The 22,418-nt window shown below is 74.4% G+C and carries 22 protein-coding genes; 12 read left to right on the top strand and 10 right to left on the bottom strand.

The window, feature by feature from the left end; all coding sequences use genetic code 11:
• Positions 1-9: 9 nt before the first annotated feature.
• Positions 10-744 (bottom strand): ABC transporter ATP-binding protein, encoded by a 735-nt coding sequence (locus OG625_RS34970; RefSeq protein ID WP_329389007.1) that lies wholly within the window; start codon positions 742-744, stop codon positions 10-12.
• A gap of 214 nt (positions 745-958) precedes the next feature.
• On the opposite strand from OG625_RS34970, the gene OG625_RS34965 reads away from it, so the two are divergent.
• The 4 genes from OG625_RS34965 to OG625_RS34950 all read left to right on the top strand — a co-directional run bounded on the left by OG625_RS34965 (position 959) and on the right by OG625_RS34950 (position 10,251).
• Positions 959-4,318 carry an FtsX-like permease family protein gene (locus OG625_RS34965; protein ID WP_329389005.1) on the top strand — a complete coding sequence of 1,120 codons (3,360 nt, stop codon included), beginning with the start codon at positions 959-961 and terminating at the stop codon, positions 4,316-4,318.
• Between the two features lie 479 nt (positions 4,319-4,797).
• Positions 4,798-7,548: a hypothetical protein gene (locus OG625_RS34960; RefSeq protein ID WP_329389003.1), complete on the top strand. Its 2,751-nt coding sequence runs from the start codon at positions 4,798-4,800 to the stop codon at positions 7,546-7,548.
• Positions 7,545-8,504 carry an ABC transporter ATP-binding protein gene (locus OG625_RS34955; protein ID WP_443067831.1) on the top strand — a complete coding sequence of 320 codons (960 nt, stop codon included), beginning with the start codon at positions 7,545-7,547 and terminating at the stop codon, positions 8,502-8,504. Before OG625_RS34960 ends, OG625_RS34955 begins: the two co-directional genes overlap by 4 nt.
• A 199-nt stretch (positions 8,505-8,703) precedes the next feature.
• On the top strand, positions 8,704-10,251 hold the full coding sequence (locus OG625_RS34950; protein WP_329389001.1) for a condensation domain-containing protein: 1,548 nt from the start codon (positions 8,704-8,706) through the stop codon (positions 10,249-10,251).
• A gap of 22 nt (positions 10,252-10,273) precedes the next feature.
• Here the strand turns inward: OG625_RS34950 and OG625_RS34945 are convergent, their stop codons facing one another.
• A complete protein-coding gene (locus OG625_RS34945) occupies positions 10,274-11,506 on the bottom strand; it encodes an RNA polymerase sigma factor (RefSeq protein WP_329388999.1) in 1,233 nt (410 codons plus the stop codon).
• A gap of 69 nt (positions 11,507-11,575) precedes the next feature.
• Positions 11,576-11,932, bottom strand: coding sequence for a YciI family protein (locus tag OG625_RS34940; protein ID WP_329388997.1), 357 nt, complete (start codon positions 11,930-11,932; stop codon positions 11,576-11,578).
• A 183-nt stretch (positions 11,933-12,115) separates the two neighbouring features.
• On the opposite strand from OG625_RS34940, the gene OG625_RS34935 reads away from it, so the two are divergent.
• On the top strand, positions 12,116-12,490 hold the full coding sequence (locus tag OG625_RS34935; RefSeq protein ID WP_329388995.1) for a DoxX family protein: 375 nt from the start codon (positions 12,116-12,118) through the stop codon (positions 12,488-12,490).
• Between the two features lie 71 nt (positions 12,491-12,561).
• On the opposite strand, the gene OG625_RS34930 is transcribed toward OG625_RS34935, so the two are convergent.
• Positions 12,562-12,831, bottom strand: coding sequence for a hypothetical protein (locus OG625_RS34930; RefSeq protein WP_329388994.1), 270 nt, complete (start codon positions 12,829-12,831; stop codon positions 12,562-12,564).
• A 90-nt stretch (positions 12,832-12,921) separates the two neighbouring features.
• Here OG625_RS34930 and OG625_RS34925 point away from each other — a divergent pair, with 90 nt between their 5' ends.
• From OG625_RS34925 to OG625_RS34915, 3 genes are all read left to right on the top strand, one after another.
• Positions 12,922-13,260 (top strand): thioredoxin family protein, encoded by a 339-nt coding sequence (locus OG625_RS34925; protein WP_329388991.1) that lies wholly within the window; start codon positions 12,922-12,924, stop codon positions 13,258-13,260.
• An 85-nt stretch (positions 13,261-13,345) separates the two neighbouring features.
• Positions 13,346-13,699, top strand: a complete 354-nt coding sequence (locus OG625_RS34920; protein WP_329388989.1) for a DUF1304 domain-containing protein — start codon at positions 13,346-13,348, stop codon at positions 13,697-13,699.
• 4 nt (positions 13,700-13,703) lie between these two features.
• The gene (locus tag OG625_RS34915) at positions 13,704-14,267 is read left to right on the top strand and encodes a TetR/AcrR family transcriptional regulator (RefSeq protein ID WP_329388987.1); all 564 of its coding nucleotides are present in this window, start codon (positions 13,704-13,706) and stop codon (positions 14,265-14,267) included.
• Positions 14,268-14,354: 87 nt separating this feature from the next.
• Here OG625_RS34915 and OG625_RS34910 read toward each other — a convergent pair whose 3' ends face one another.
• A complete protein-coding gene (locus tag OG625_RS34910) occupies positions 14,355-14,561 on the bottom strand; it encodes a cold-shock protein (protein ID WP_329388985.1) in 207 nt (68 codons plus the stop codon).
• 189 nt (positions 14,562-14,750) lie between these two features.
• Here OG625_RS34910 and OG625_RS34905 point away from each other — a divergent pair, with 189 nt between their 5' ends.
• The gene (locus OG625_RS34905; RefSeq protein WP_329388983.1) at positions 14,751-15,785 is read left to right on the top strand and encodes a 2-oxoglutarate and iron-dependent oxygenase domain-containing protein; all 1,035 of its coding nucleotides are present in this window, start codon (positions 14,751-14,753) and stop codon (positions 15,783-15,785) included.
• On the opposite strand, the gene OG625_RS34900 is transcribed toward OG625_RS34905, so the two are convergent.
• A complete protein-coding gene (locus tag OG625_RS34900) occupies positions 15,703-16,071 on the bottom strand; it encodes an HGxxPAAW family protein (RefSeq protein ID WP_329388981.1) in 369 nt (122 codons plus the stop codon). The two genes, OG625_RS34905 and OG625_RS34900, sit on opposite strands and share 83 nt — an antisense overlap.
• Before the next feature lie 90 nt (positions 16,072-16,161).
• Here OG625_RS34900 and OG625_RS34895 point away from each other — a divergent pair, with 90 nt between their 5' ends.
• The gene (locus OG625_RS34895; protein WP_329388978.1) at positions 16,162-16,656 is read left to right on the top strand and encodes a MarR family winged helix-turn-helix transcriptional regulator; all 495 of its coding nucleotides are present in this window, start codon (positions 16,162-16,164) and stop codon (positions 16,654-16,656) included.
• Positions 16,657-16,727: 71 nt separating this feature from the next.
• Positions 16,728-18,215, top strand: coding sequence for a DEAD/DEAH box helicase (locus OG625_RS34890; RefSeq protein WP_443067830.1), 1,488 nt, complete (start codon positions 16,728-16,730; stop codon positions 18,213-18,215).
• Positions 18,216-18,272: 57 nt separating this feature from the next.
• Here the strand turns inward: OG625_RS34890 and OG625_RS34885 are convergent, their stop codons facing one another.
• The 4 genes from OG625_RS34885 to OG625_RS34870 form a co-directional block, all read right to left on the bottom strand.
• Complete coding sequence (locus OG625_RS34885; RefSeq protein WP_329388974.1) at positions 18,273-19,199, bottom strand: class I SAM-dependent methyltransferase; 927 nt, start codon at positions 19,197-19,199, stop codon at positions 18,273-18,275.
• 203 nt (positions 19,200-19,402) lie between these two features.
• Complete coding sequence (locus OG625_RS34880; protein ID WP_329388972.1) at positions 19,403-19,888, bottom strand: hypothetical protein; 486 nt, start codon at positions 19,886-19,888, stop codon at positions 19,403-19,405.
• 300 nt (positions 19,889-20,188) lie between these two features.
• A complete protein-coding gene (locus OG625_RS34875) occupies positions 20,189-20,695 on the bottom strand; it encodes an SRPBCC family protein (RefSeq protein ID WP_329388970.1) in 507 nt (168 codons plus the stop codon).
• 181 nt (positions 20,696-20,876) lie between these two features.
• Positions 20,877-21,965, bottom strand: coding sequence for an NUDIX hydrolase (locus tag OG625_RS34870; protein ID WP_329388968.1), 1,089 nt, complete (start codon positions 21,963-21,965; stop codon positions 20,877-20,879).
• Between the two features lie 227 nt (positions 21,966-22,192).
• Between OG625_RS34870 and OG625_RS34865 the strand changes: the two genes are divergently transcribed.
• Complete coding sequence (locus OG625_RS34865) at positions 22,193-22,372, top strand: hypothetical protein (protein WP_329388966.1); 180 nt, start codon at positions 22,193-22,195, stop codon at positions 22,370-22,372.
• The last annotated feature ends 46 nt before the right edge of the window (positions 22,373-22,418 follow it).

Here is a 22,418-nt window from a genome sequence, read left to right as displayed (position 1 = left end):
CGGGGCGGGTCAGCGGGTGGCTGCCTGCTCGACCCGGTGTTCGTCGACGATGCGGCCGTCGCGCAGTTCCACGACCCGGTCGGCCAGTTCGATCAGGGCCGGGTCGTGGGTGGCGACCAGCGCGGTGACTCCCTCGCTGCGCACCACCGCCCGCAGCAGCCGCCTGATCGACCGGCCGGTCTCGGAGTCGAGCTGGCCGGTCGGTTCGTCCGCGATGATCAGGTCGGGCTCGTTGGCCAGGGCGCGGGCGACGGCCACCCGCTGCTGCTGCCCGCCGGAGAGCTCTCCGGGCCGCTGACCGGCGTGTTCGGCCAGGCCCACCAGGGCGAGCAGGGTACGGGCCCGCTCCTCGCGCTGCCGGGCCGGGACCTTCCGCAGCCGCATCGGGACGCCGACGTTCTCGGCGGCCGTCAGGACGGGGATCAGGCCGAAGGACTGGAAGACGAAACCGATCCGGTCGCGGCGCAACGCCAACAGGCCCGCCTCGTCCAGGCCGGCGAGGCCCGTGCCGTCGAGGGAGACGGTGCCGGAGGTCGGTGCGTCGAGTCCCCCGACCAGGTTCAGCAGAGTGGTCTTGCCGGAGCCCGACCTCCCCTTGAGCGCGGTGAGTTCGCCACGGCGCGCCTCGAAGGAGACTCCGCGCAGCGCGTGCACGGCCTGCGGGCCGCTGCCGAAGCTGCGGTGGACGTCCTCCACGACCACCATCGGCGCGGCGGCCGCCCGATCGTCCTGATGCTCGGTCATGACCTGTGCTCCCCCTCGAACCCTCGAAACCCTCGAACCCTCGAACCCTCGAACCCTCGGCTGAGACCGGCCGAAACGGGCACGCCGGGGCCTGTCGTTCGAATTTGCTCACCCGTCACATCCTTCGCGCAAGTCCCTTCCCCTGTGCGTTCGAATCTGACAGCATCGTCCGCTATCCGGAGTCGGCGGTCCGGACGGGGGAGGAACACAGCACATGCTCGGCTTCGTCGTGCGCCGGCTGCACGGGCGACTGCCGCTCGCCGCGGCCGTACTGCTCACCGTACTGATCACCACGACCGTGCTGACCGCGCTGTTCGCCTTCACCCGTGGTGTGGGTGAGGCCGGACTGCGCCAGGCGCTCCAGGGACCCGGCCGGACCCGGGCCACGGTCCTGGTGACCAGCGAGCATCCGGTGACCGCGCGCACCGAGGACGACGGGACGGTACGGGCCTTCGCCGGCGAGCTGTTCGGACGGCTCCCGGTGGTGGTCGAGAGCCTCGCGCGCAGCCGTCCGTACGGACTTCCCGGGCCGCGCACCCCCGGCAAGGACAGCGATCTGACGCTGCTGGCCGCCCTCGACCGTGAGCGGGTACGGCTCCTCGCGGGCCGGTGGCCGCAGGCCGTCGCCGGGCCGGGCGCCGCGCCCACGCAGGTGGCCGTACCGTCGGCCGCGCTGACCCGGCTCGGGCTCACCGAGGCGGCGCTGCCGGCCGAAGTGCGCCTCGACGACCGGTACGGCGGAGCTCCGCTCATCGTGCTGGTCACCGGGGTCTACCGGGCGTCCGACCCCGAGGCTCCGTACTGGCGGCTCGACCCGCTCGGCGGCCGCGAGCTGCAGGTCAGCGGCTTCGCCACGTACGGGCCGCTGCTCGTCGACGACTCCGCGTTCACGGCGGGCGGGCTGCCGCAGAACAGCCGCGGTGCGCTCCTCACCGCCGACTTCGCCACCGTGCGCGCCGCCGAGACGCAGGCCGTCCGGGAGCGCGCGGCCGGGCTGGCGGAGGGCGCCCCCGGTGACCGCGGTGGCGGTGGCCGTGGCGGTGGCGGTGCCACCGGCTCCGGCTCCGGCGGGGTCACGGTCCCGTCCGGTTTCAAGGTCAAGACCGAACTTCCCGACCTGCTCGACGAGTTGGCCTCCGGGCAGCGGGTCGCCCGGTCCACCCTGCTCGTCGGAGCGCTCCAGCTCGCCGTCCTCGCCGCTGCCGCGCTGCTGTTGGTCGCCCATCTGCTGACGGAACGCCAGGAGTCCGAGCGGGTCCTGCTGACCGCCCGCGGCGCCTCCCGCCCGCGTCTCGGCGCCCTCGGTGCGGCCGGATCCCTGCTGCTCGCCCTCCCCGCCGCCGTGCTCGCGCCCCTGCTGACCCCTCCCCTGCTGCGCCTGCTCACGGACTTCGGCCGGCCGGCCCGGGTGCCCTTGGACACCTCCGGGACCTGGCTGCTCTGGCCGGTCGCGGCCGGCTGCGCCCTGGGCTGCGTCCTGCTGACCACGCTGCCCGCCGTACTGCGCGGCGCGGGGGCCGCCGCGCTGCGGCGCAGCGGACGCCGTCAGGCGCTGGTCGCCGGGGCCGCCCGGTCGGGCGCCGACCTGGCGCTGGTGGCCCTCGCCGTCCTCGCCTACCAGCAGCTCGCGCAGTACAGCGGCGACGAGCTCGCGGCCTCCACGCCGGCCGGCGGCCCGGTGCCGGGTGTGGACCCGGTACTGGTCGCGGCGCCGACCCTGGCCCTGTGCGCGGGCACCCTGCTGGTGCTGCGGCTGCTGCCGTTCGCCGCGCGGCTCGGAGGGCGGATCGCCGCGCGCGGCCGGGGACTCGGGCCGGCGCTGGTCGGCTGGCAGCTCGCCCGTCGGCCCGGGCGGGCCACGGGGCCGGTGCTGCTGCTCGTACTCGCCGTGTCCAGCGGGGTCCTGGCACTCGGCCAGCAGACGGCGTGGTCCGCCTCCCAGCGCGACCAGGCCGACTTCGCCACCGCCGGGGGCCTGCGGATCTCCGGCAGCGCCGTGGCTCCGCTGGGCCGGGGCGGGCTGTACTCCTCGCTGCCCGGAGGCGAGCGGGTGATCCCGGTGGTCCGCGCGAAGCAGGACCTGCCGGGCGGCCGCGCCGCACAGGTACTCGCGCTGGACGCGGCCGGGGTGGCCGAACGGGTTCCGCTGCGGGCCGACCTGCGGGACGGGCGCTCCGTGCGGGAGCTGTTCACGCCGCTGGCGGCGGGCTCTCCGGCCGGGACTGCGGCCGGCGGGAGCGGTATCGAACTGCCCGGGCACCCGCGCCGGATCGATCTGGACGTCACGGTGCGGACCCCCGAAGCGGCCGGCCGCCCCGGCCTCGGGCTCCTCCTGCGCGACCGCTTCGGCCTGACCTACCGCGTGCCGATGCTCCCGCTCCCCGAGTCCGGGGACGCAACGCTCTCTCTGGACCTGGACACCCTGGCCGGGGCCCCGCTCGGGTCGGCCGCCGCGCCGCTGCGGATCGCCGGGCTCGTGCTCTCGTACGGGCTGGAGGACTTCGGGCCCCCGCCGGACGGTTTCCCGCCGCCCGACGGGTCCGAGCTGCCCGGGGAGTTGACCGTGCGCAGGATCGCGGCCGCCGACAGCCCGGGCGGGGCGGCCGTACCGGTCGCGGGCGCCGCCCCCGAATGGGCGCTCAAGGCACCGCCATTGGCCGGCGGCGGCCGGCTCGCCGAACTGCTCCCGGCCGGGCCGGACGCGCTGCTCGAGGTCCGGTACCGGGGCGGCACGGACACCGTCCGCGGTGTGCAGCTCGGGCTGCTCGTGGGAAGCGCCCCCGCGGCCGAGCTCCCGGGGCTCGCCACCCGCGCCTACCTCGCCGCCGTCGGCGCGAGCGTGGGCGACCTCGTGCCCGTACCGCTGGGCGGAGCCGATGTGCCGGTGCGGATCACCGCGGCCGTCGGCTCGCTGCCGGTGGCCGGTGACACTGCCGTGGCCGTCGATCTGGCCGCCGCCGGGCGGCTGTTGGCGGCCGACAGTGGGCGGGAGCTGCCCGCGGCCGCCGAGTGGTGGCTGCCGGCCGCCTCCCCCGAGGATCCGGCTCCCGCGCGGGCCGCAGCCGAACTGCGTGCCGGGGCGGGAACGCAGCAGGTGGAGGTGCGCGAAGAGCTGGCGGCCGCGCTGCTGGACGATCCGCTGAGCGCGGGCCCGCAGAGCGCGCTGGCCGCGCTCGCGGTGGCCTGCGCGGTGCTGGCCGCGATCGGTTTCGGGGCGTCCGCGGCGGCGGCCGGGCGGGAGCGGACCGGGGAGTTCGCGGTACTGCGGGCGCTGGGGGCACCCCGGCGGCGGCTGGCCCGGACGGCCGCCGCCGAGAACTGCGTGCTGGTCGGCCTGGGCACTGCCGTCGGGGTGGGGCTGGGCGCGGCCATCGTCCACCTGATCGTGCCGCTGGTGGTGCTGACGCCGGCCGCGCGCCGCCCGGTCCCGCAGGTCCTGGTGGACCTGCCGACCGCCGAAACGCTGCTCCTGGCCGCCGCGATCGCCGCGGCACCCCTGCTGTCGGCCGTACTGGGCGGCCGCCGCCGAGACCGAGGCGTGGCCGACCGGCTGCGGCACGTGGAGGAGTCATGAGCCGCCCGCCCGCACCCGACCCGGACCGCCCGACGACAGCCGACCCCACCAACCCAGCCCCACCCGCCTCCGGGGATTCCCCCGCGGGGAAACCCGGCACGGGCACATCCGACCCGGCCGGGCCTCGCTCGGCCGCACCGCCCCCGGACCGGCCCGCCCCGGACCGGCCCGCCCCGGACCGGCCCGACGCGGGCGGACCCGGCGCGGTCCGAACGGACGCCGTCCGGCCCGACACAGGCGGACCCGCCACAGGCCAGCCCAACACGAGCGGACCCGGCGCGGCCCGGCCCGACACAGGCCGGCCCGACACAGGCGGACCCGTCACAGGCCAGCCCGACACAAGCCGGCCCGGCACAAGCCGATCCGGAACGGGTGGGCCCAGCGGTGCGGTGGTTGGTGGCCCGCGGCGAACCCAGGGTGCGGCAGGACCGTTCGGGCAGCGGCCGGGGCCGGGGGCGCGGCTTCGGGGCGCGCCGTGGGTGTGGACCCGGCTGCGGGCGGCGCCGCTCAGCGCGTTGCTCGGGGCCGCGCTCGTCTTCGTGTCCGTGCTGCTCGCGGCCGCGCTGCCGCGGGCCGTGGACCGCGGTGCCGATCAGGCGTTGCGCTCGTTCCTGCGCGACCAGGGGCCCGGTGCGACGAGCCTGCTCGCCACCACGACCTCGCGGGGCGGGGCCGCGACGCCTCAGGAGCTGGACTCCGCCCTGGCCACCCTGCGTGCGCGCACCGGCGGTTCCTTCCGGCTCGCCGCGAGCGGCCCCGTGCACGGGGCCGTCGGCGTGAAGGCCCGCGAACTCGCGAACCCGGGGCTGTCCCGGCCCGAGGGCATCAATCCCCGGCTGACCCTCGCGTACCTGCCCGGGGCGGCCGCCCACGTGTCCCTGGTGGCAGGACGCTGGCCCGCCGGCAGTGCACCCGCCGCGCCCGACGCCCCCATCCCGGTGGCCCTGTCGCGCGCCGCGTCCGAGACCCTCAAGGCTCCGCTCGGCACCGTGCTGGAGTCCACGCCGACCGTGTCCGCCACGATCCGCGCCGAGGTCGTCGGTCTCTACGACGCGGCCGACGCCACCAACGTCTACTGGACCGATCTGCCCTGCCTGACCAAGGCCTGCGAGACCCGGACCACCAAAAACCTTCCGGAGGCGTACTGGGCGACCGCCGCCCTCGTCGGCCCGGACGGGCTCGACCGGATCGGCGGCTGGGGCGAGGGCACCCAGTACTTCTGGCGGCTCCCGGTGGACACCGGGACGCTGCGGGCCGATCAACTGACCGGCGTCAAGAAGGAGATCGCCTCCTTCGTCGCAGGCCCGATCGCCTCCGAGCTCGCCTCCTCCCTCAAGCGGCCCGACCTTCACATCGCGTCCCGCCTGCCGGAACTCTTCGCGCGGGCCGAAGCCCGGCAACAGGGCGCCGCACCCCTCGCCGCGATCGGCCCGGCAGGGGTCGCCGGGGTGGCCCTCGTCGTGTTCTGCCTGGCGGCCGCCCTGAGCGGCGCCCGGCGTGAGGCAGAGCTGCGGCTGCTGCTCGCGCGCGGCGGGGCGCGCCGCTCCATCGTGCGCCGCCTGCTGGGGGAAGGCGCCGTCACCGTACTGCCCGCGGCGTCCGCGGCCACTTGGCTGGCCTTGGTCCTGCTGCCGACCCCGCGCCGGACGGCCTCCCTTGTCGCGGCGGCCGCCGTCACCCTGGCGGCGCTCCTGGCCTTGCCCGTACGGGCCCACGTACTCCTGTCCGGTCCGCGCGGGCCGCGCCCGCGCAGGCGGCTCGTGGCCGAGCTGCTGGTGTTCGCCGCCACCGCGGCCGCCGTGTTCGAGGTCCGCACGCGCGGGGTCGCCCCTACCGGCGCGGGGCCGGATCCGCTGCTCGTCGCCGCCCCGCTGCTGCTCGCCCTGTCCGGCGGGCTCGTGCTGGCCCGGCTCCAGCCCGCCCTCGTCGGGGCGCTGGCCCGGGCGGCGGGCCGGCGCTCCGGCCTGGTCGGCTTCCTCGGTCTGGCCCGCGCCGCGCGGGGCGCCGGGAGCGCCGGGACCCATGGGCAAGGGCATGGGCAGGGGCAAGACCAGGGGCCCGGTCGGCCCTCGGTGCTGCCGTTGATCGCACTGCTGCTCGCCGTCACCACGGGCGGCTTCGGGGCCACGGTGCTGGGCGCGGTGGACACCGCCCGGCTCCAGGTGGCCCGGCAGGCGGTCGGCGGCGACACCCAGCTCTCCGCACCGCCCGGGGACGCGATACCGGACGAGCTGGTCAAGGCCGCGGGCGCACTGCCCGGCGTACGCGTCGCGTCCGCGGTGTGGATGAACGACGACGCCTTCCTCTTCGGCACCGGGCAAGGCTCCACGCACGTCACGGTGCTCGTCGTCGACCCGGAGTCCTACGCCCGGCTGTCCCGGGCCGTCGGGCGCGGCCGGTTCGACCCGGCCGTGCTCAACGGAGGTGCAGCCGCCGGCGCCCCGATCCCCGCGCTGTTCAGCAGCGACCTCCTCAAGCAACAGGAGGCGGGACAGGCCGCCGGGGAAACCTTCCGCCTCCGGGTCGGCGGTGACGAACTCCGGGTCACGGCGGCCGGGTTGATCGACGGGACACCCGCGATGGCGGGCTCCGGTAGGGCCACCCTGGTGCTGCCGGCCGCGCCGACCTCGGCGGTGGCCCCCAAGACCGCGCGTCCCAACCGCTGGTACGCGATCGGCCCGCTCGACGGGGACCGGCTCACCGAGCTGATCCGCGCCGGGGTCCCGGCCGCGGCCGCCGAGCACTACCTGGTGGCGACGAGCGCCGCCTCGGTCGAGAAGCTCGCCGGGGACCCGCTCCAGCACTCGGCCGGACGGCTGTTCTGGGCGTCCGTGGCGGGCGCCGCGGGCTTCGCCGTGCTGGCGGTGCTGTTGACCCTCGTACGCGGCGCGCCGGAGCGGGCGGCGCTGCTCGCACGGCTGCGCACGATGGGCCTGCGGCCCCGCCAGGGCGTGGCCTTGATCCTCGCGGAAGCGCTGCCGCAGGCCCTCGTCGCCGCGTTCGGCGGCGGACTCGTCGCGGCGGCGGCCGTGGCGTTGCTGGGTCCGGCCGTGGACCTGTCCGCGCTGGTCGGCGCCGACGTGCCGGCCGGGCTGCGGTTCGCCGCGACCCCGGTACTGACCCAGGCGCTGGGCCTGGCGGTGCTGGTCGCCGGGGTCGTGCTGGCGGAAGCGGCGATATCCGGCAGGCGCCAGATCACCACCGAGTTGAGAGCGGGAGACCAGCGGTGAACACCGACCAGCCGACCTACGAAGAGCTGCGCCGACAGGCGTTGGCCGCCGCCGAGCCCCGTACGACCGGGGTGGGTACGGCGATCGCCTGCGACCGCTTGGTGCGCATCTTCAGCACCGCCGGGGTCGAGGTGCAGGCCTTGCAGGGGCTCGAACTGACCGTGGCCGAGGGAGATCTGGTGGCGCTGGTCGGCGCCTCGGGCAGCGGGAAGTCCACGCTGCTGAACATCCTGGCCGGCCTGGACGTCCCCACCGCGGGCACCGCCACCGTCGGGGGCTACGACCTGCTGGAGATGTCGGCCAGGCAGCGGCTGCGCTACCGGCGCGAGGCGGTGGGCTTTGTCTGGCAGCAGACGGCCCGCAACCTGCTGCCGTTCCTGACGGCGGCCCAGAACATCGCGCTGCCCATGCAGTTGAGGGGCCGGGCCCCGCGCGGTGCGTCCGGCCGCCGCGCACGGCGGGTGGCGGAGCTCCTCGACGCCCTGGAGATCGGCGACCTCGCGGGCCGCCGGCCGGCCGAGCTGTCCGGAGGCCAGAAGCAGCGGGTGGCGATCGCCGTGGCCATGGCCAACGACCCGAAGGTGCTCCTCGCCGACGAGCCCACCGGTGAGCTGGATTCCGAGACCGGAGCGGCCATCTTCGAGTCCTTCCGCACCGTCAACCGGGAACTGGGCGCGACCGTGGTCATCGTGACCCACGACCCGCTGGTAGCCGGCGAGGTCCGCCGTACGGTCGCCGTCCGCGACGGCCGTACGAGCAGCGAGGTGCTGCGGCGCACGGTCACCGACGAGCACGGTGAGGAATCGGTGAGCGAGCGCGAGTACGTCGTGCTGGACCGCACCGGCCGCGTCCAGCTCCCCCAGAAGTTCCTGGAGGCGCTGGGCATGGAACACCGGGTGGCGGTCGACCTGGCCGCCGACCACATCGAAGTCCGCCGCGACGATTCCGAGTCCTGAGCGCCCGTCGCACGCAAGGCACGGAGCGCCACGGCCGCGTCCCACCGCACGGCCGACATCCCTTGAAGCGCCCTGACCGAGGAGCTCGACGGCGGGCCCCTCCTCGGCGGTCCGGCCCCCGGTGGGTGATTTCGTCACTTACTCGGCCCGGAGGTCGTTAGCGCCTCGGGGTCGGCTCGGGGGCGAAGGGATGACGATTATGCGGCAGTTTCCACTGGAGATGCACCACGTGGCACCCGGTCGGGTGGTCGAGTGGCGGCTCAGGCGCACGGCGGCGGACACGGAGGCGGAGGCCGGTGTGCGGACCGGCGTCCGGGAAGGCGCGGAGGGGGAGGCGGAGGCCGACGACCAGGATCCCCGAGCAGCGGGCCGGAAGGCGTCCTTCAACCAGGACAAGCACTTCACGGTCGCCGAGGAGAGCAGGGCCGCCGACGACCCGGTCGCCTCGTGGATCGCGGTCACCTTCGAGGTGGCCGGGCCGCTCGACGAACCGGCGCTGGCCCAGGCGCTGCTCGCCTTCGTCCAGCGGCACGAAGTGCTGAGGTGCGCGTTCCGCAGGCTCGCCGGGGAGGTGGCCTGCGAGCCCTTCGACCCAGCCGAACTCTCCCTCGAAGCCGAGCCGGTGGCCTCCTTCGACAGCTCCGACGTGTTGCGCGATTTCCTCGTCGAGCGGTTCAAGCGGAGCATCGACACCCTTTCCTGGCCCCTGTTCGTGATGGGCGCGGTGCTCCGCGAGGACTCCGCCACCGTGTACCTCGCCTTCGACCACATCGTGTGCGACGGAATGTCGATGCCGATCGTCGTCCACGAGGTGCTGACGGCCTACGAAGGCCTGTGCCGCGGCGAGGCCATCGCGCTGCCGCCCGCCCCGAGCTATCTCGACTTCGCCGAAGAGCAGCGCCGCCGCTACCTGTCGATCGACGCCAGCGACGAACGCCTCGGCTACTGGAAGTCCTTCATCGAGCGCGGTGGCGGCGAGTTCTTCCCCCGTTTCCCGCTCGACCTCGGCGTGGAGCCAGACCGCATGTACCCGATCGTGAACGAGGCCTCCCAACTCCTCGACGCCACCGACGCGGAGGTGTTCGAGAAGACCTGCCTGGCGGTCGGCGGCAAGCCCTTCATGGGGGTGCTCGCCTCCGTCGCCGTCTGTCTGCGCGAGGCGGGCGGGCCCGGGGTCTACCGGGGTCTGATGCCGGTGAGCGAACGCGGCCGGCAGGCCTGGACGGACTCGGTGGGGTGGTTCGTCAACACCATGCCGATCGAGTTCGACGCCTCGCCCGGCCGGGACTTCGCCACGGTCATGGCCGGGGTCCGGGCCGGCTTCGGCGAGATGATCGGCCACATCGACGTACCGTTCGTCCGGGCCTGGGAGCTGCTGGCGCCCGAGGAGTTCGCGGCCCGCTCCTGGCCGTATCCCGTGAACTTCTTCTCGTACATCGACATGCGCAAGTGCCGCGGCGCCGAACGCCACGAGGAGTGGCGGCCGACGACCCACGTCTGGTCGGCGCGGGCCAACGGGGCGTGCTCGTGGTTCCAACGGGACGCGGACGGACTCCACATGAACTCCCTGTACGTGGACACGCCGGCGGCCCGCCGCACCATGGGCGACTTCCAGGAGGCGCTGCGCCTGACCGTGCGGGAGATCGCCCGCGCGGGCGGATTCCGCCGGCCCGTGGCGCTGACCCCGCCGCGGCGGCCCGTCCGCACTCCGCTCGACGTGGCCGCGTACGCGACGCGCCGCGGCTGACGCGGTACTGCGACAGGCGGCCCTACGACAGGCGGGCCGCGCGGCTCAGCAGCAGGTCGCGCTCCCGCTCGTTGCGCGTGAGCGAGGCCGCCCGCTCGAACTCCGCGCGGGCCTCCTCCGGCCGGCCGAGCCGCTCCAGCAGGTCTCCTCGTACGCTCGGCAGCAAGTGGTAGGCGCGCAGGGCGGGTTCCTCCGTCAGGGCGTCGACGATCGGCAGCGCCGCCTCCGGCCCCTGGGCCATCGAGACGGCCACCGCGCGGTTGAGTTCCACCACGGGCGACGGGACCAGCAGGACGAGCCGGCCGTACAGTGCGGCGATCGTCGGCCAGTCGGTGTCCTCGTAGCGGACGGCGGCCGCGTGGCAGCCGGCGATCGCGGCCTGGAGGGCGTACGGGCCGCTGCCGGCGAGGCCCATGGCCCGCACGCCCCGGTGGATGAGCATCCGGTTCCACTTGGCCCGGTTCTGGTCCGCGAGGAGCACCGGCTCCCCGTCGGGGCCGGTGCGGGCGGTGATCCGTGAGGCCTGGAACTCCAGCAGGGCGGCGAGGCCGTGCACCTCGGGTTCCTTGGGCATCAGGGCGGCGAGGAGGCGGGCGAGGCGCAGTGCGTCCTCGCACAGGGCGGGGCGGACCAGGTCGTCGCCGGCGGTGGCCGAGTAGCCCTCGTTGAAGACCAGGTAGATGACTTCGAGGACGGAGGCCAGCCGCGCCTCCCGGTCGGCCCCGTACGGGACCTCGAAGGGCACTCCCGCCGTGGCCAGGGTCCGCTTCGCCCGGACGATGCGCTGGGCGACGGTCGGCTCGGAGGCCAGGAAGGCGCGGGCGATCTCCTGCGTCGTCAGTCCGCCCATCAGGCGCAGGGTGAGGGCGATCCGGGCCTCGGTGGCGAGGACGGGATGGCAGGCCGTGAAGATCAGCCGGAGCAGATCGTCGTCGATGCCGTCGGGGTCCGCCGGTTCGGCGGGCGGCGGGACGTCCTCCAGGCTCCGGCCGACCTCGGCGAGCTTGCGCGCGTAGGTCTCCTTGCGGCGGACGAGATCGATCGCGCGGTGCTTGGCGGTGGCCATGAGCCAGGCGCCCGGCCTGTCCGGGACACCCGACTCCGGCCACTGTTCGAGCGCGGCGACGAGGGCGTCCTGCGCGAGTTCCTCGGCGATGCCCACGTCCCTCACGATGCGGGCCACGCCGGCGATGATGCGCGCGGACTCGATCCTGAACACCGCTTCGACCGCCTGGGCCGTATTCGCTGCCGTCACGGCCACCCATCAGAGCAGCCGTGACGAGGCAGGGCAAACGCGGCGCGGCCCCGGAGGGGGCCGGGCGGCTCACATCTCCTGGATCTCGCGGACCTCGGCGCTGACGTTCCAGTGCGCGGGGTGGACCTCCAGGAAGCGGCGGGTCCACTCGATGGCCTCGGCCTTGTCCTTGCACTGGGTGAGGGAGTAGCCGCCGACGACCTCTTTGGTCTCGGTGAAGGGGCCGTCGGTGTAGCTGATCTTCCCGCCGGACCAGGTGAGGCGGGTGCCTTCGGCGGTCGGGAGCAGGCCGGCCGTGTCGAGCATGACCCCGGCCTTGGTGATCTCCTCGAAGAGGGCGCCCATGCGCTGCTCGAAGTCGGCGGGGAACTGCTCGGGGGGCAGGTTCTGCTCGTCGATGCGGATCATCGTCAGGAAGCGCGGCATGGTGACTCCTCGGTCGGGAGGGCGGGGACGTTCCCCGCCTCTCACCCCTGCGTCGAACGGCAGCCGCCCGGATCGACAGCTCCCCGAGAATTCTTCGAAGATTTTCTCCGGGGAGCCGAACGACACGGCCCTACTCGCGAGTAGGATCGCGGTTCCCGTCGTCCCCGAGAGGACTCGACACCCATGGCCCGCCCGCTTTCCTCCCCCCTTCTGCTCGCAGGTCTGCTCGCCGGGGCGGCCGTCGCGCACGCCGCGATGCCGAAGCAGTTCGACGCCACCGTTCCGCGCTCGCTGCCCGGGAGCCCGCGCACGTGGACGTACGCGAGCGGCGCCGCCGAGCTCGCCCTCGCCGTCGGTGTCGCCCATCCCCGGACCCGGAAGGCGGCGGCGATGGCGGCCGCCGCCTTCTTCGTCGGCGTGTTCCCGGCGAACGTCAAGATGGCCGCCGACGCCCGCCACCGCTCCCCCGCGCTGCGGGCCGTGGCCTTCGGCCGGCTGCCGCTCCAGGTGCCGCTGGTGCTGTGGGCCAGGAAGGTGAGCCGCCAGGCCGCAGGCTGAGGCGACCGCCCCGGCCCACGGCCCGGGCCCGGGCCCGGGCCGGGGACAACCCATCCAGGCCCAGCCCGGCTTCAGCGGCTGTCGCCCACCCAGTCCCAGTGGCCCGGGTCCTGCGCGCGGCGGCGGTAGTGCGCGCGCCCTCCGGCCCCGTAGCGCCCTATCTCCGTCGGAAGGCGGGCCTCCTCGGCGAGCTGGGGCGCGCTCCAGCCGGTGATGTCGAGCAGGAGCCCGTCGAGGGGCCCGCCCACGAGCTCGCCGTAGACATGACCGGGGCGCGGGCCCGGATCGGGGTCTTCGTGGTCGGCGCCGTAGACCCGGCGCCGGAGCATCCTGTCGTCCATGGCACTCAGCTTCACAGGCGCCACTGACAACGGGCGATGATGGTGGCCGCCCGCGAGCACACGGGCGCGCACGAGCGAGGAGCGGCACGCATGGCACGTCGGGTACACCAGCCACTGGAGGACCAGGAGTTCGACTTCGTCCTCTCCATGACGACGGGACCGGTCCTCGCCTACTTCTGCGGGTCCTGGCCTAAGGCCCTCGACGCCTGCCGCGAGATGGACGCGATCGTCGCCGAACTGGCGGCGGAGTACGGGACGCGGTTCACGGCCATTCGCACCGACATGACCCGCTGCCCCGGCCCGACCAGGCGTTACGGGGTGACCGGCGCCCCGACGGCCGTACTCATCGAGGGCGGCGAGGCCGTCGCGACCCAGGCCGGGCCGATGACGCGCGAGGAGTTCCGGCAGTTCCTGGACGCCCACCTCTGAGCGGCGCCGCAGGACCGTACTTCCTGTACAGTTGTCCAGGAAGTACGGTCCTCGGTTCGCTGGGCAATGAGAAACGGAGGCGGCCATGGACACGGTCGCTCGGATACTGATCGGCCTCGTGGCCGCGCTGCACGTGTACTTCCTGGTCCTGGAGATGTTCCTGTGGCAGCGGCCGCCGGGCCGGGCGCTGTCCGGCTTCGACGCGGACACCGCCCGCCTCACCGCGCCGCTCGCCGCGAACCAGGGGCTCTACAACGGGTTCCTCGCCGCCGGCCTGGTCTGGGCGCTCGTCATCGATTCGCTCGCCACGCAGGTCTTCTTCCTCGTCTGCGTGATCGTCGCCGGGGCCTACGGGGCCGCGACCGCCAACCGGCGGATCCTCATCGCCCAGGCCCTGCCCGGCGCGCTCGCGCTCGGCGCGGCGCTGCTGGCCGCGTGACCGCGTGAGCCCGGAGGACCCGCGTACGGCCCGCACGAAGGGGCGGCTGCGCGAGAGCCTGCTCGCCGAGTGCGCGGACCGGCCGCTCGCCGAAGTGAGCGTCTCGGCGGTGGTCCGCCGCGCGGGGGTCGGCCGGGCCACCTTCTACCTGCACTACGAGGACCTCCCCGCGCTCGCCGTGGACGCCTGCGCGGACGTGGTGCACGCGGCGGTCGACGCCCTCCACGCCTGGCAGACCGGACCGGGATCACGAGCCCCGGTCCGCCCCCCGGAGGCACTGGCCGCCTTCTTCGCAGCCGCGGCCGGGCACGCCCGGCTCTACCGCACCCTGCTGCTCCCCGGTGGCGCGGGCCCCCTGGGCGACCGTCTCCACCACGAGCTGCGCGCCCGCGCCCTCGCCGAACGCGCGGCGGTGGGCGCCCCGCACGCGGACCTCGTCGCCTCGGCGGTGGCCGGCGCCTTCACCGGCGTGCTGGCGGACTGGCTGCACGAGCGGGTCCCGGCGACCCCGTCCGAGCTGGCCGACCAGGTGTGGGCGCTCCTCCTGGCCCTGCACCGCGCCGTGTAGGGGCCGGCAGCATGCGGAAGCCCCGCCGGGCGGACCGGCGGGGCTCGGCTCACGGCGCGGGCTCAGGAGCCCGGTCGCGAAGCGGTACTACCCGATGGGAACCACCCGCTCGGCCTGGGGGCCCTTGGGGCCTTGGGTGACGTTGTACTCGACCCGCTGGTTCTCCTCCAGCGACTTGAAGCCGCTGGACTCGATCGCGGAGAAGTGCACGAACACGTCGGGGCCGCCGTCGTCCTGTTGGATGAAGCCGAACCCCTTCTCCGAGTTGAACCACTTCACGGTGCCTGTTGCCATCTGGCTGATCCTTCTCAACGTTCCACTGCGGGCCGCTGAACGCGGCCGTTTCGATCCTGCCCAACGGTCCCGCACAGCACACGCTGGACGCGGCCAACCGTGGCGCGCCGCGCAATCGAACTTCTGGCCGCCCTGTCCGTGAAAAGGGGGAGAAGCTCCTGCGGAAGACTCCTTCGAGAGGGGACGGACATGGGCGGGTTCGCGACGTTCCGCGTACCGGAACACGTGACCGGCACGACGGCGGACGAGGCGCTCGGCCGGGCCATGACCGCGGCCTGGCGGCGCGACGGGATCTTCCAGATCGCGGCCGACGCCGGTCAGCGGGCGCGCACGCGGGAGGCGCTGGCGGCCAGTCGGCGGTTCTTCGCCAGGCCCCCGGCCGAGAAGGCCGCCTGCGTCAACGACACCTCGTACAGCGGGTACATCGCCTCCGGGGAGGAGGTCACGGCGGGCGAGCGGGACGCCTCGGAGATCTTCACGATCACCCCGGACCTGCCGGCGGCCGCGCGCGGACTGCCCTGCCACGGGCCGGTGCCGTGGCCCGACGCCGCGTACCGGGCGGCCATGGAGGCCTACCTCGCCGGGGTCGGCTCCCTCGGCGAACGACTGCTGCGGCTCGTGGCGCTCGGGCTGGGACTCGGGCACGGGTCCGGCCCGGCCGGCATCGACCGCCTCGCCGGGCTGACCCGCGACGGCTGGCACCACATGCGCGTACTGCGCTTCCCGGCCGCCTCGCGCACCACGGAGCGCGGGATCGGCGCGCACACCGACTACGGGCTCCTGGTGATCGCCGCGCAGGACGAGGTGGGCGGGCTCTTCGTGCGCCCGCCGATCGAGGGCGAGCGCAGGCCCCGGAACTGGCTGCCGGGGGAGTCCTCGGCCGGCTTCGCCCAGGACTCCCCCGGCTGGTCGTACGTGACGCCCGTCCCGGACGTCCTGACCGTGTTCCCGGGGGACATCCTGCAGTTCCTCACCGGCGGTGAGCTGCTGTCGACCCCGCACAAGGTGCGCCTCGCGGACCGGGAGCGGTACACCCTGGCCTATTTCCACGAGCCGCGCTTCGGCGCCCGGATCCGGCCGCTCCGCCGGGATCCGGAGGACAGCACGGTGATCCACTACGGGGAGCACTTCACCCGGATGTTCATGCGCTGCTATCCGCAGCGGGCAACGACACGGCGGATCGAGGCCGAGGGGCTGATGCGAGGGCTCGCCGGGGTCCGCTGACCCGGCAGCCGAGGCAGTCCGCGTGCCCACTGCCGGCGGAGGCATCGCGGACGCGCCAGTCCCATTCCCCCTCGGGCCGGGGGCCGCTGGGCTTGCCCCATCCGGCGAGGTGCAGCAGCCAGGTGACCAGCCCGGCCGCGGCGACGACGCCGAGGCCGAGCCAGATCCCGGGCGTCCAGGCCGCGCACACGGCGAGGCCCGCTCCGGCGCAGCCCAGCAGGGCCAGGGCGGTACCGGTCCAGCCGGCCACCGTGTGGCCGAGGTCGACGTGGCCGTGAGCACTCATGGTTCTCCCTGGTCTAAGGGTCGGCAGTAGGCTCGGAACAGGATCTTTTATCTCACGAGCTAAGTAACTTAGATGCTAAGGAGTATCTGCGTGCAGGGCAAGCCCCGCCCCCCGGCCACGGCCGGGGAGGCGCTTTCGCGCATGGACCAGTACGTCGCGCTCGGCGTCATCGCCCAGCAGGAGGTGGCGCAGATGCTCGGGCTGAACGTCACCGACCTGACCTGCCTCGGCCACATTCTGGGCGCCGGGGACACCCCCCTCTCCGCCGGCGACCTCGGCCGGCTGACCAACCTCACGACCGGCGCCGTCACCGGAGTGCTCAACCGTCTGGAGCGGGCCGGGTACGCACGGCGCCAGGCCGACCCGGCCGACCGGCGCCGGGTCCGGGTGGTGGCCGACCCCGCGGCCAGTGCGCGGATCTTCACCGTGTACCAGCCGTTCTACGACCGCCTCGGCGCCCTGTTCGCCGACTACACGCCCGACGAGGTGGCCGTGATCGCCGACTGGTTCGGCCGGGCCGCGGGCGAGGTCCGCGCCCACCTGGAGCAGGTGCGGTCCGGCGAACTGGACGCCCGGCCCCGGTAGCCCCCGCTGGTACCATGGGCGGTTGACCATCTTGTTTCCCACTGCGCATTCATTGCTTCGAAAGGTCCTGCATGAGGAACCCGTCAGCTCATGGCCGTTTCGGTGTGAAGGGCGGTGCCAGGCCCGGTGCGAAGACCGGCGCCAAGGCCCCCCGGAGCCTCGGGCCGCAGGGTGAGTTCACGATGCACGAGCCGAAGGTGCCGGGGCTGCCGCCGGTCGCCTCGTTCTCCGAGCTGGAGCTGCCCGCCGAGCTGGTGACGACCCTGGCCGAGCTGGAGGTCAAGGAGCCGTTCCCCATCCAGGCCGCGACGCTGCCCAACGCGCTGGCCGGCCGGGACGTCCTGGGCCGCGCGCGGACCGGCTCCGGCAAGACCCTCGCCTTCGGCCTGGCCCTGCTGGCCCGCACCGCGGGGCAGCAGGCGGACCCGAAGCGCCCGCTGGCGCTGGTCCTCGTACCGACGCGCGAGCTGGCGCAGCAGGTGACCGAGGCCCTGGACCCGTACGCCAAGGCCCTGAACCTGCGGATGGCCACGGTGGTCGGCGGGCTGTCGATCGGACGCCAGGTCGGATCGCTGCGCACGGGGGCCGAGGTCGTCGTGGCCACCCCGGGGCGCCTCAGCGACCTCGTCGGGCGGCGTGACGTGCACCTGGAGCGCGTGAAGATCACCGTGCTCGACGAGGCCGACCAGATGTGCGACATGGGCTTCATGCCGCAGGTCACGGAGATCCTGGACCAGGTCCACCACGCGGGGCAGCGGATGCTGTTCTCGGCCACCCTGGACAAGAACGTGGACCAGCTGGTCCGCGGCTACCTGAAGGACCCGGTCGCGCACTCCGTGGACCCGCAGGCGGGCGCGGTCACCACGATGGACCACCACGTGCTGCACATCCACGCGGCCGACAAGTACTCGGCGGCGACCGAGATCGCGGCCCGTGACAACCGGGTGCTGATGTTCCTCGACACCAAGCACGGCGTCGACCAGTTCGTGAAGCACCTGCGGGCGATGGGCGTACGGGCGGAGGGGCTGCACAGCGGCAAGTCGCAGCCGCAGCGCACCCGGACCCTGGCGCAGTTCAAGACGGGTGCCGTCACCGTCCTGGTCGCCACGAACGTCGCGGCGCGCGGCATCCACATCGACGACCTCGACCTCGTGGTCAACGTGGACCCGCCCGCGGACCACAAGGACTACCTGCACCGCGGCGGGCGTACGGCACGGGCCGGCGAGTCCGGCCGGGTGGTCACCCTCGTCACCCCCAACCAGCGCCGGGACATGGTCCGGCTGATGGCGGACGCGCGGATCCGGCCGACGATCACGCAGGTGCGGTCCGGGGAGGCGGCGCTGAGCCGGATCACCGGGGCGAAGGCGCCCTCCGGGGTGCCGCTGGCCGGCGCCGCGCCGACCGACGCCAAGGGCAAGCCTTCCGGCTCGGAGCTCGGTTTCCGCGGGATGGGCACCCGGCCGGGGCGGCCGGGCAAGGGCAAGGAGTCCCGCAAGACGCTGGAGGCCCGGCAGCAGGCCGAGGCCCGCCGGGCCGCCAGGGTCCGCAAGGGGCTCTGACGCGCGCACGCCGCGTACGCCGGACCTCGTGGGCGGGTCCGGCGCGTGCGGCGGCGGTCAGCCGCGCCGGCGGCGGCGCCAGGAGACGATCGCGCGGGTGACGACCGGCGGCAGCAGGTCCTTGGCGAGCTTGCGCGCCCGGGCACCCGGCTTGCGGGCCGGGGCGGGGGCAGCGGGAGCCTGCGCGGGCGCGGGGTGCAGCGGCTGCGGGAGCTCCGGCGGCCGGGCCCCGGCGTCCGAGATGTGCACGATGGGCCGGCCGACGATCATGTCCACGCCGTACCCGAGATCCGAGCGGCCCTCCAGCCAGGCCAGGAGGTCCTTCTGGTGGGCTTCCGGGTCGTCCCAGGTCGCGTAGAGCTTCATGTCGGAGGCGCAGATGGGGTTCAGCCCGCCCGAAACCACCGCCGACCAGACCGCGGCCGCGACCCCCGGACAGTGCGCGGAACGGTAGTCGTCGAAGACCACCACCGCACCGGGCGTCGCCACGAGCCGCGAGGACTCGATGTCCGTGACCACGTGCTCGTAGAGGTGGGAGGCGTCGACGTGGACGAACCGGCAGCTCGCCGGGCGCACCTCGGCGCCGACGACGGAGGTCGGTGCCTGGATGACGGTCGGCAGTGCCTCGTGGAAGGCCAGGTAGTTCGTCTCGAACCCGCGCCGGGTGAGCGTGGGGTACGAGTGGCGGTTCTCCGCGAGGTTCAGCTCATCCACGGCGGGCGAGTCGAAGAGGTCGCAGACGGTGAACTCCTCTCCCTCCCGCAGATAGCGGCCGAGGAAGATCGCGCTCTTCCCCATGAACACGCCCAGTTCCAGAAGGTCGCCCGGCTGAGCGGCACCGCTGTTCTGACGGGTCAGGAACCAGTCGAAGAGCACCTGGTCAGAGGCCGAGAACCAGCCTTTGACCTCGCTGTACGCGGTGGGTACGGGCAAGGCCTGCTCGCCGTCGGGGGTTGTGACGGGAGCATGCGAAACGTGCGACACGAAGAGTCATCCTCCAGCGGAGTGGCATCGATTCAACGCTGATACCCGGCCGGGTTAACGGCACCTTAGACGCCGGACAGGCGCGTGACGAGACTCTTGGCACATATGTGTGAAACGGATGCGCCGACCCTTGAGCGCCCTTCCGGTTCCCTTCCGGTTTCCTTCCAGTGCCCTTGTCAGGATGGTACGTCGCCGGCCGCCGGTCACACAGAGGTCGCGGCCGCCCTACGGCGACTCAGCCGGCCGGCGGCGGCGTTGCGGACGCGGCGGGTGCGGGCGGCGGACGCGAGCAGGGCGAGTGCCTCCGAGGAGGCCAGCGACTGGGCGGCAGTGCGCTGGCACCAGTCCGAGGCGCCGGTGAGCTCGGTGGCGGACCAGGGCTCACCGCGGGTGATGGCCCTGAGCAGGGCCCATTCGCGCAGCCGCCGCTCGGGGAAGGCACGGCCGGCGAGCACACCGGTCATGGCCTGAGCCCAGGCGGGGAACCCGTCGTCGGCGAGGAGCCGCGCCGCCCGCCGGTCGAGGTGCGTGACCACCGCGCTCTCGGCCATCACCGGGTCGGGATCCCGCAGCACGCCGGCCACCGCGTAGGCCTCGGCGCCCGCACCGGCACGCGGCGCGTCGGCCAGCGACTCGAGGTGGCGCGCGTACCGCCAGTGCTCGGGGGGCTCGGCGGCGGGGCGGCTCATCGGGCGCCGCCGACGATCGACATCGCCCAGCCGTCTGCCACGGGCACGACCAGCACTCTCTCCGGCATGCCGATGGTGGGCCGCCGCTTCTTCATCCCTCTCCCCATGCACCCATTCCACACGACCGCCGGGGGCAGCCCGCGTTCAGGGTGCCGCTAGCGGCCGGGGCGGGGGCCGGCATGAGGGACTCGGCGCCGACCGGCGGCCCGTGACGCCCCGGCCGAGGACGAGCACCGCGGCGCCCGCCGCCCGGACCCGTACGTCGTCGCGCCGGCCGAGGCCTCCGCTTGCGCGGGTCGGTCAGCTGCCGTCACCGGGCTCCTGCTCCGGTTCGGGCAGCGGGGCCCCGGTCTCCAGCAGGGTCTTGAGGCTCGACGCGAGCATCGGCCAGGCCCGTCCGCACATGCCGATGAGCGTGCCGCCCGGTGCGAAGCCCTCGTGCAGGATGGTCAGCCGGGCGAGGGCGTCGCCGACCGGCTCGATCTCGTACGTGACCTTCGTGCGCGGCTCGTCGGCCAGTTCGGCCCGCAAGGCCTCGCCGATGCCGGCCGAGGCCGCCCACTGCGGGGTGAAGGTGTGCCACGTGTAGGAGAGCAGCCGGTCCGGAACGCAGCCGAGGACCACCTGCTCGGGGTCGCTGGTGCGGGCCCCGCGCTCGACCCAGTTCATGGGCGAGCCCACCGCCCAGTCGGTCTCGAAGCTCAGGCCCCAGTACCGGCGGGTGAAGGCGGGCTCGGTGAGGGCCTGCCAGACCCGGGCGGGATCGGCCTGGATGTACACGGTGTAGGTGATCGCACTGTCGCTCATGGCCCCATGCTGCGGGACCGCGTGCCGCGGACGGCGGATTTCCCGATCATGGCGGTGCCACGAACCCGGGCCCGGGGGGCACCGCTCAGCGCGCGTGGATCGCCACCCCGCACATCCCGCGCCCAGTCCGCGCGGCGCTGCGCCAGCCCCGGAGCGGGCCGTCCGGGACGCTCTCCTCGGGTCACCAGCGTGCGCCCTCCTCGGGGAGTTCCGTGGGTGGGGTGCGGGTGGGGGTGGGGAGGGCCAGGCGGGTGCGGGCCGTGTGGACCGCGGCCAGTTCGTGGGCGCCCGCCGGACCCCAGTCGCTCAGCTCGCGGACCTGTTCGGGGGTGGCCAGCAGGCGGGCGTACGCCGGGTCCGCCGCCGGGGGGAGGGAGATGAGGCGGGCCGTGGTGCGGGCGTGGGCGCCCTCTTCGCCGTACCGGTAGCCGAGCGGGGCGGCGCCGGTGGTGGGGGCGGTCGTCGGCGGCGGGAGGTGGACGGCTCCGGTGGCGCGGGCGACCAGGAGCAGGACCCGGCCGTCGGGGGCGAAGAGCCAGCCGGAGCGGTCCCGTACGGGCAGGTGGGCGGGGACCGGGCCCGGGTGCCAGGCGCCGCGCTGCGGGGTCCGGCGGGTGCGGAGCACGCCGAGCCGGTCCAGGGCGGTGGGTGCGGTGGGGCGGCCGTCCTCCAGCAGGGCGGTGCCGGAGCCGTTGACGCGGGCGCGGAGGGCGGACAGGGCGCGGCGGGCGTCGCCCGCGTCCATCAGGGCGGGCAGGTCGGAGGGTTCGGCGAAGTGGATGCCGGTGATCTCCTGGGCGGGGAGGCGGATGGAGTCGATCCGCTCCGGGGTCCAGGTGCCTCCGTCGTAGACGTGCAGGATCTCCCCGGGGAACCGCATCTCGGCCGGGAACCCGGGGGTGTCGGCGGGGATCCAGTCGACGGCGAGCCCGCGCGGGTAGCGGCCCTCGACGCCGAGCTCCTCCCACATCTCGCGGGCCGCCGCCGCGGAGGGCGACTCCCCGGCGTCCACGGCTCCGCCGGGCAGCAGCCGGTCGGCCCGGTAGTCGACGCTCTGGACGAGGACCCGGCCGTCGGTGTCGGTGACGAGGACGACGGCCGCGGTCCACACGGCGGCGCGCGAGGCCCCGTACGCGGCGGGGGTCATCCAGGTGCCCGGCCGGCCCTGCCCCTCGGCCTGCGCCTGCGTCTCGTCCTGCGTCTCGTCCTGCGTCTCGGCCTGCCCCCGCGTCTCACCGGTCTGCTGCGACACCTGCGACGCCTGCGACATCGGAACTCCGTTCACCGTGGGTGGCCCGCCGGGCTGTGCAACAGCGGGTGCCGCCCCCCGGTTACGGCGGCCCCGGGACCGCCACCCGACCGCATCCGCTTTACCTTTGCGATACCTCCCATGCCTCCTTATTACCTAATTATGTAGATCTTGGTACGGTTCTCGGGCGGATTGGCGGCGTGAAAACCACCGGTCCGACCACGTATCCGGACCGAGGAGAGACCGACATGCGACGCGCCGCCCACGCGGGCACCCGGCGGAACACCGGAAAGCGGTGGTCCGTGCCGGGTCTCGTGGGCATGGCCGGCGGCGCGGCGGTCCTCGGCTTCGGCGGGCTGTACGCCGCCGGGCCGCTCCTGGCCGGAGATGATGTCGCCCCGGCACGAAGGTGCGCGGTGTCTACATAGGCGGGATGAGCCGGGCCGAGGCCCTGCAGGTCCTGGACCGGGAGCT

This window comes from Streptomyces sp. NBC_01351 (assembly GCF_036237315.1).
Lineage (GTDB): Bacteria > Actinomycetota > Actinomycetes > Streptomycetales > Streptomycetaceae > Streptomyces.
This window is presented reverse-complemented; position numbering and strand designations above follow the sequence as displayed.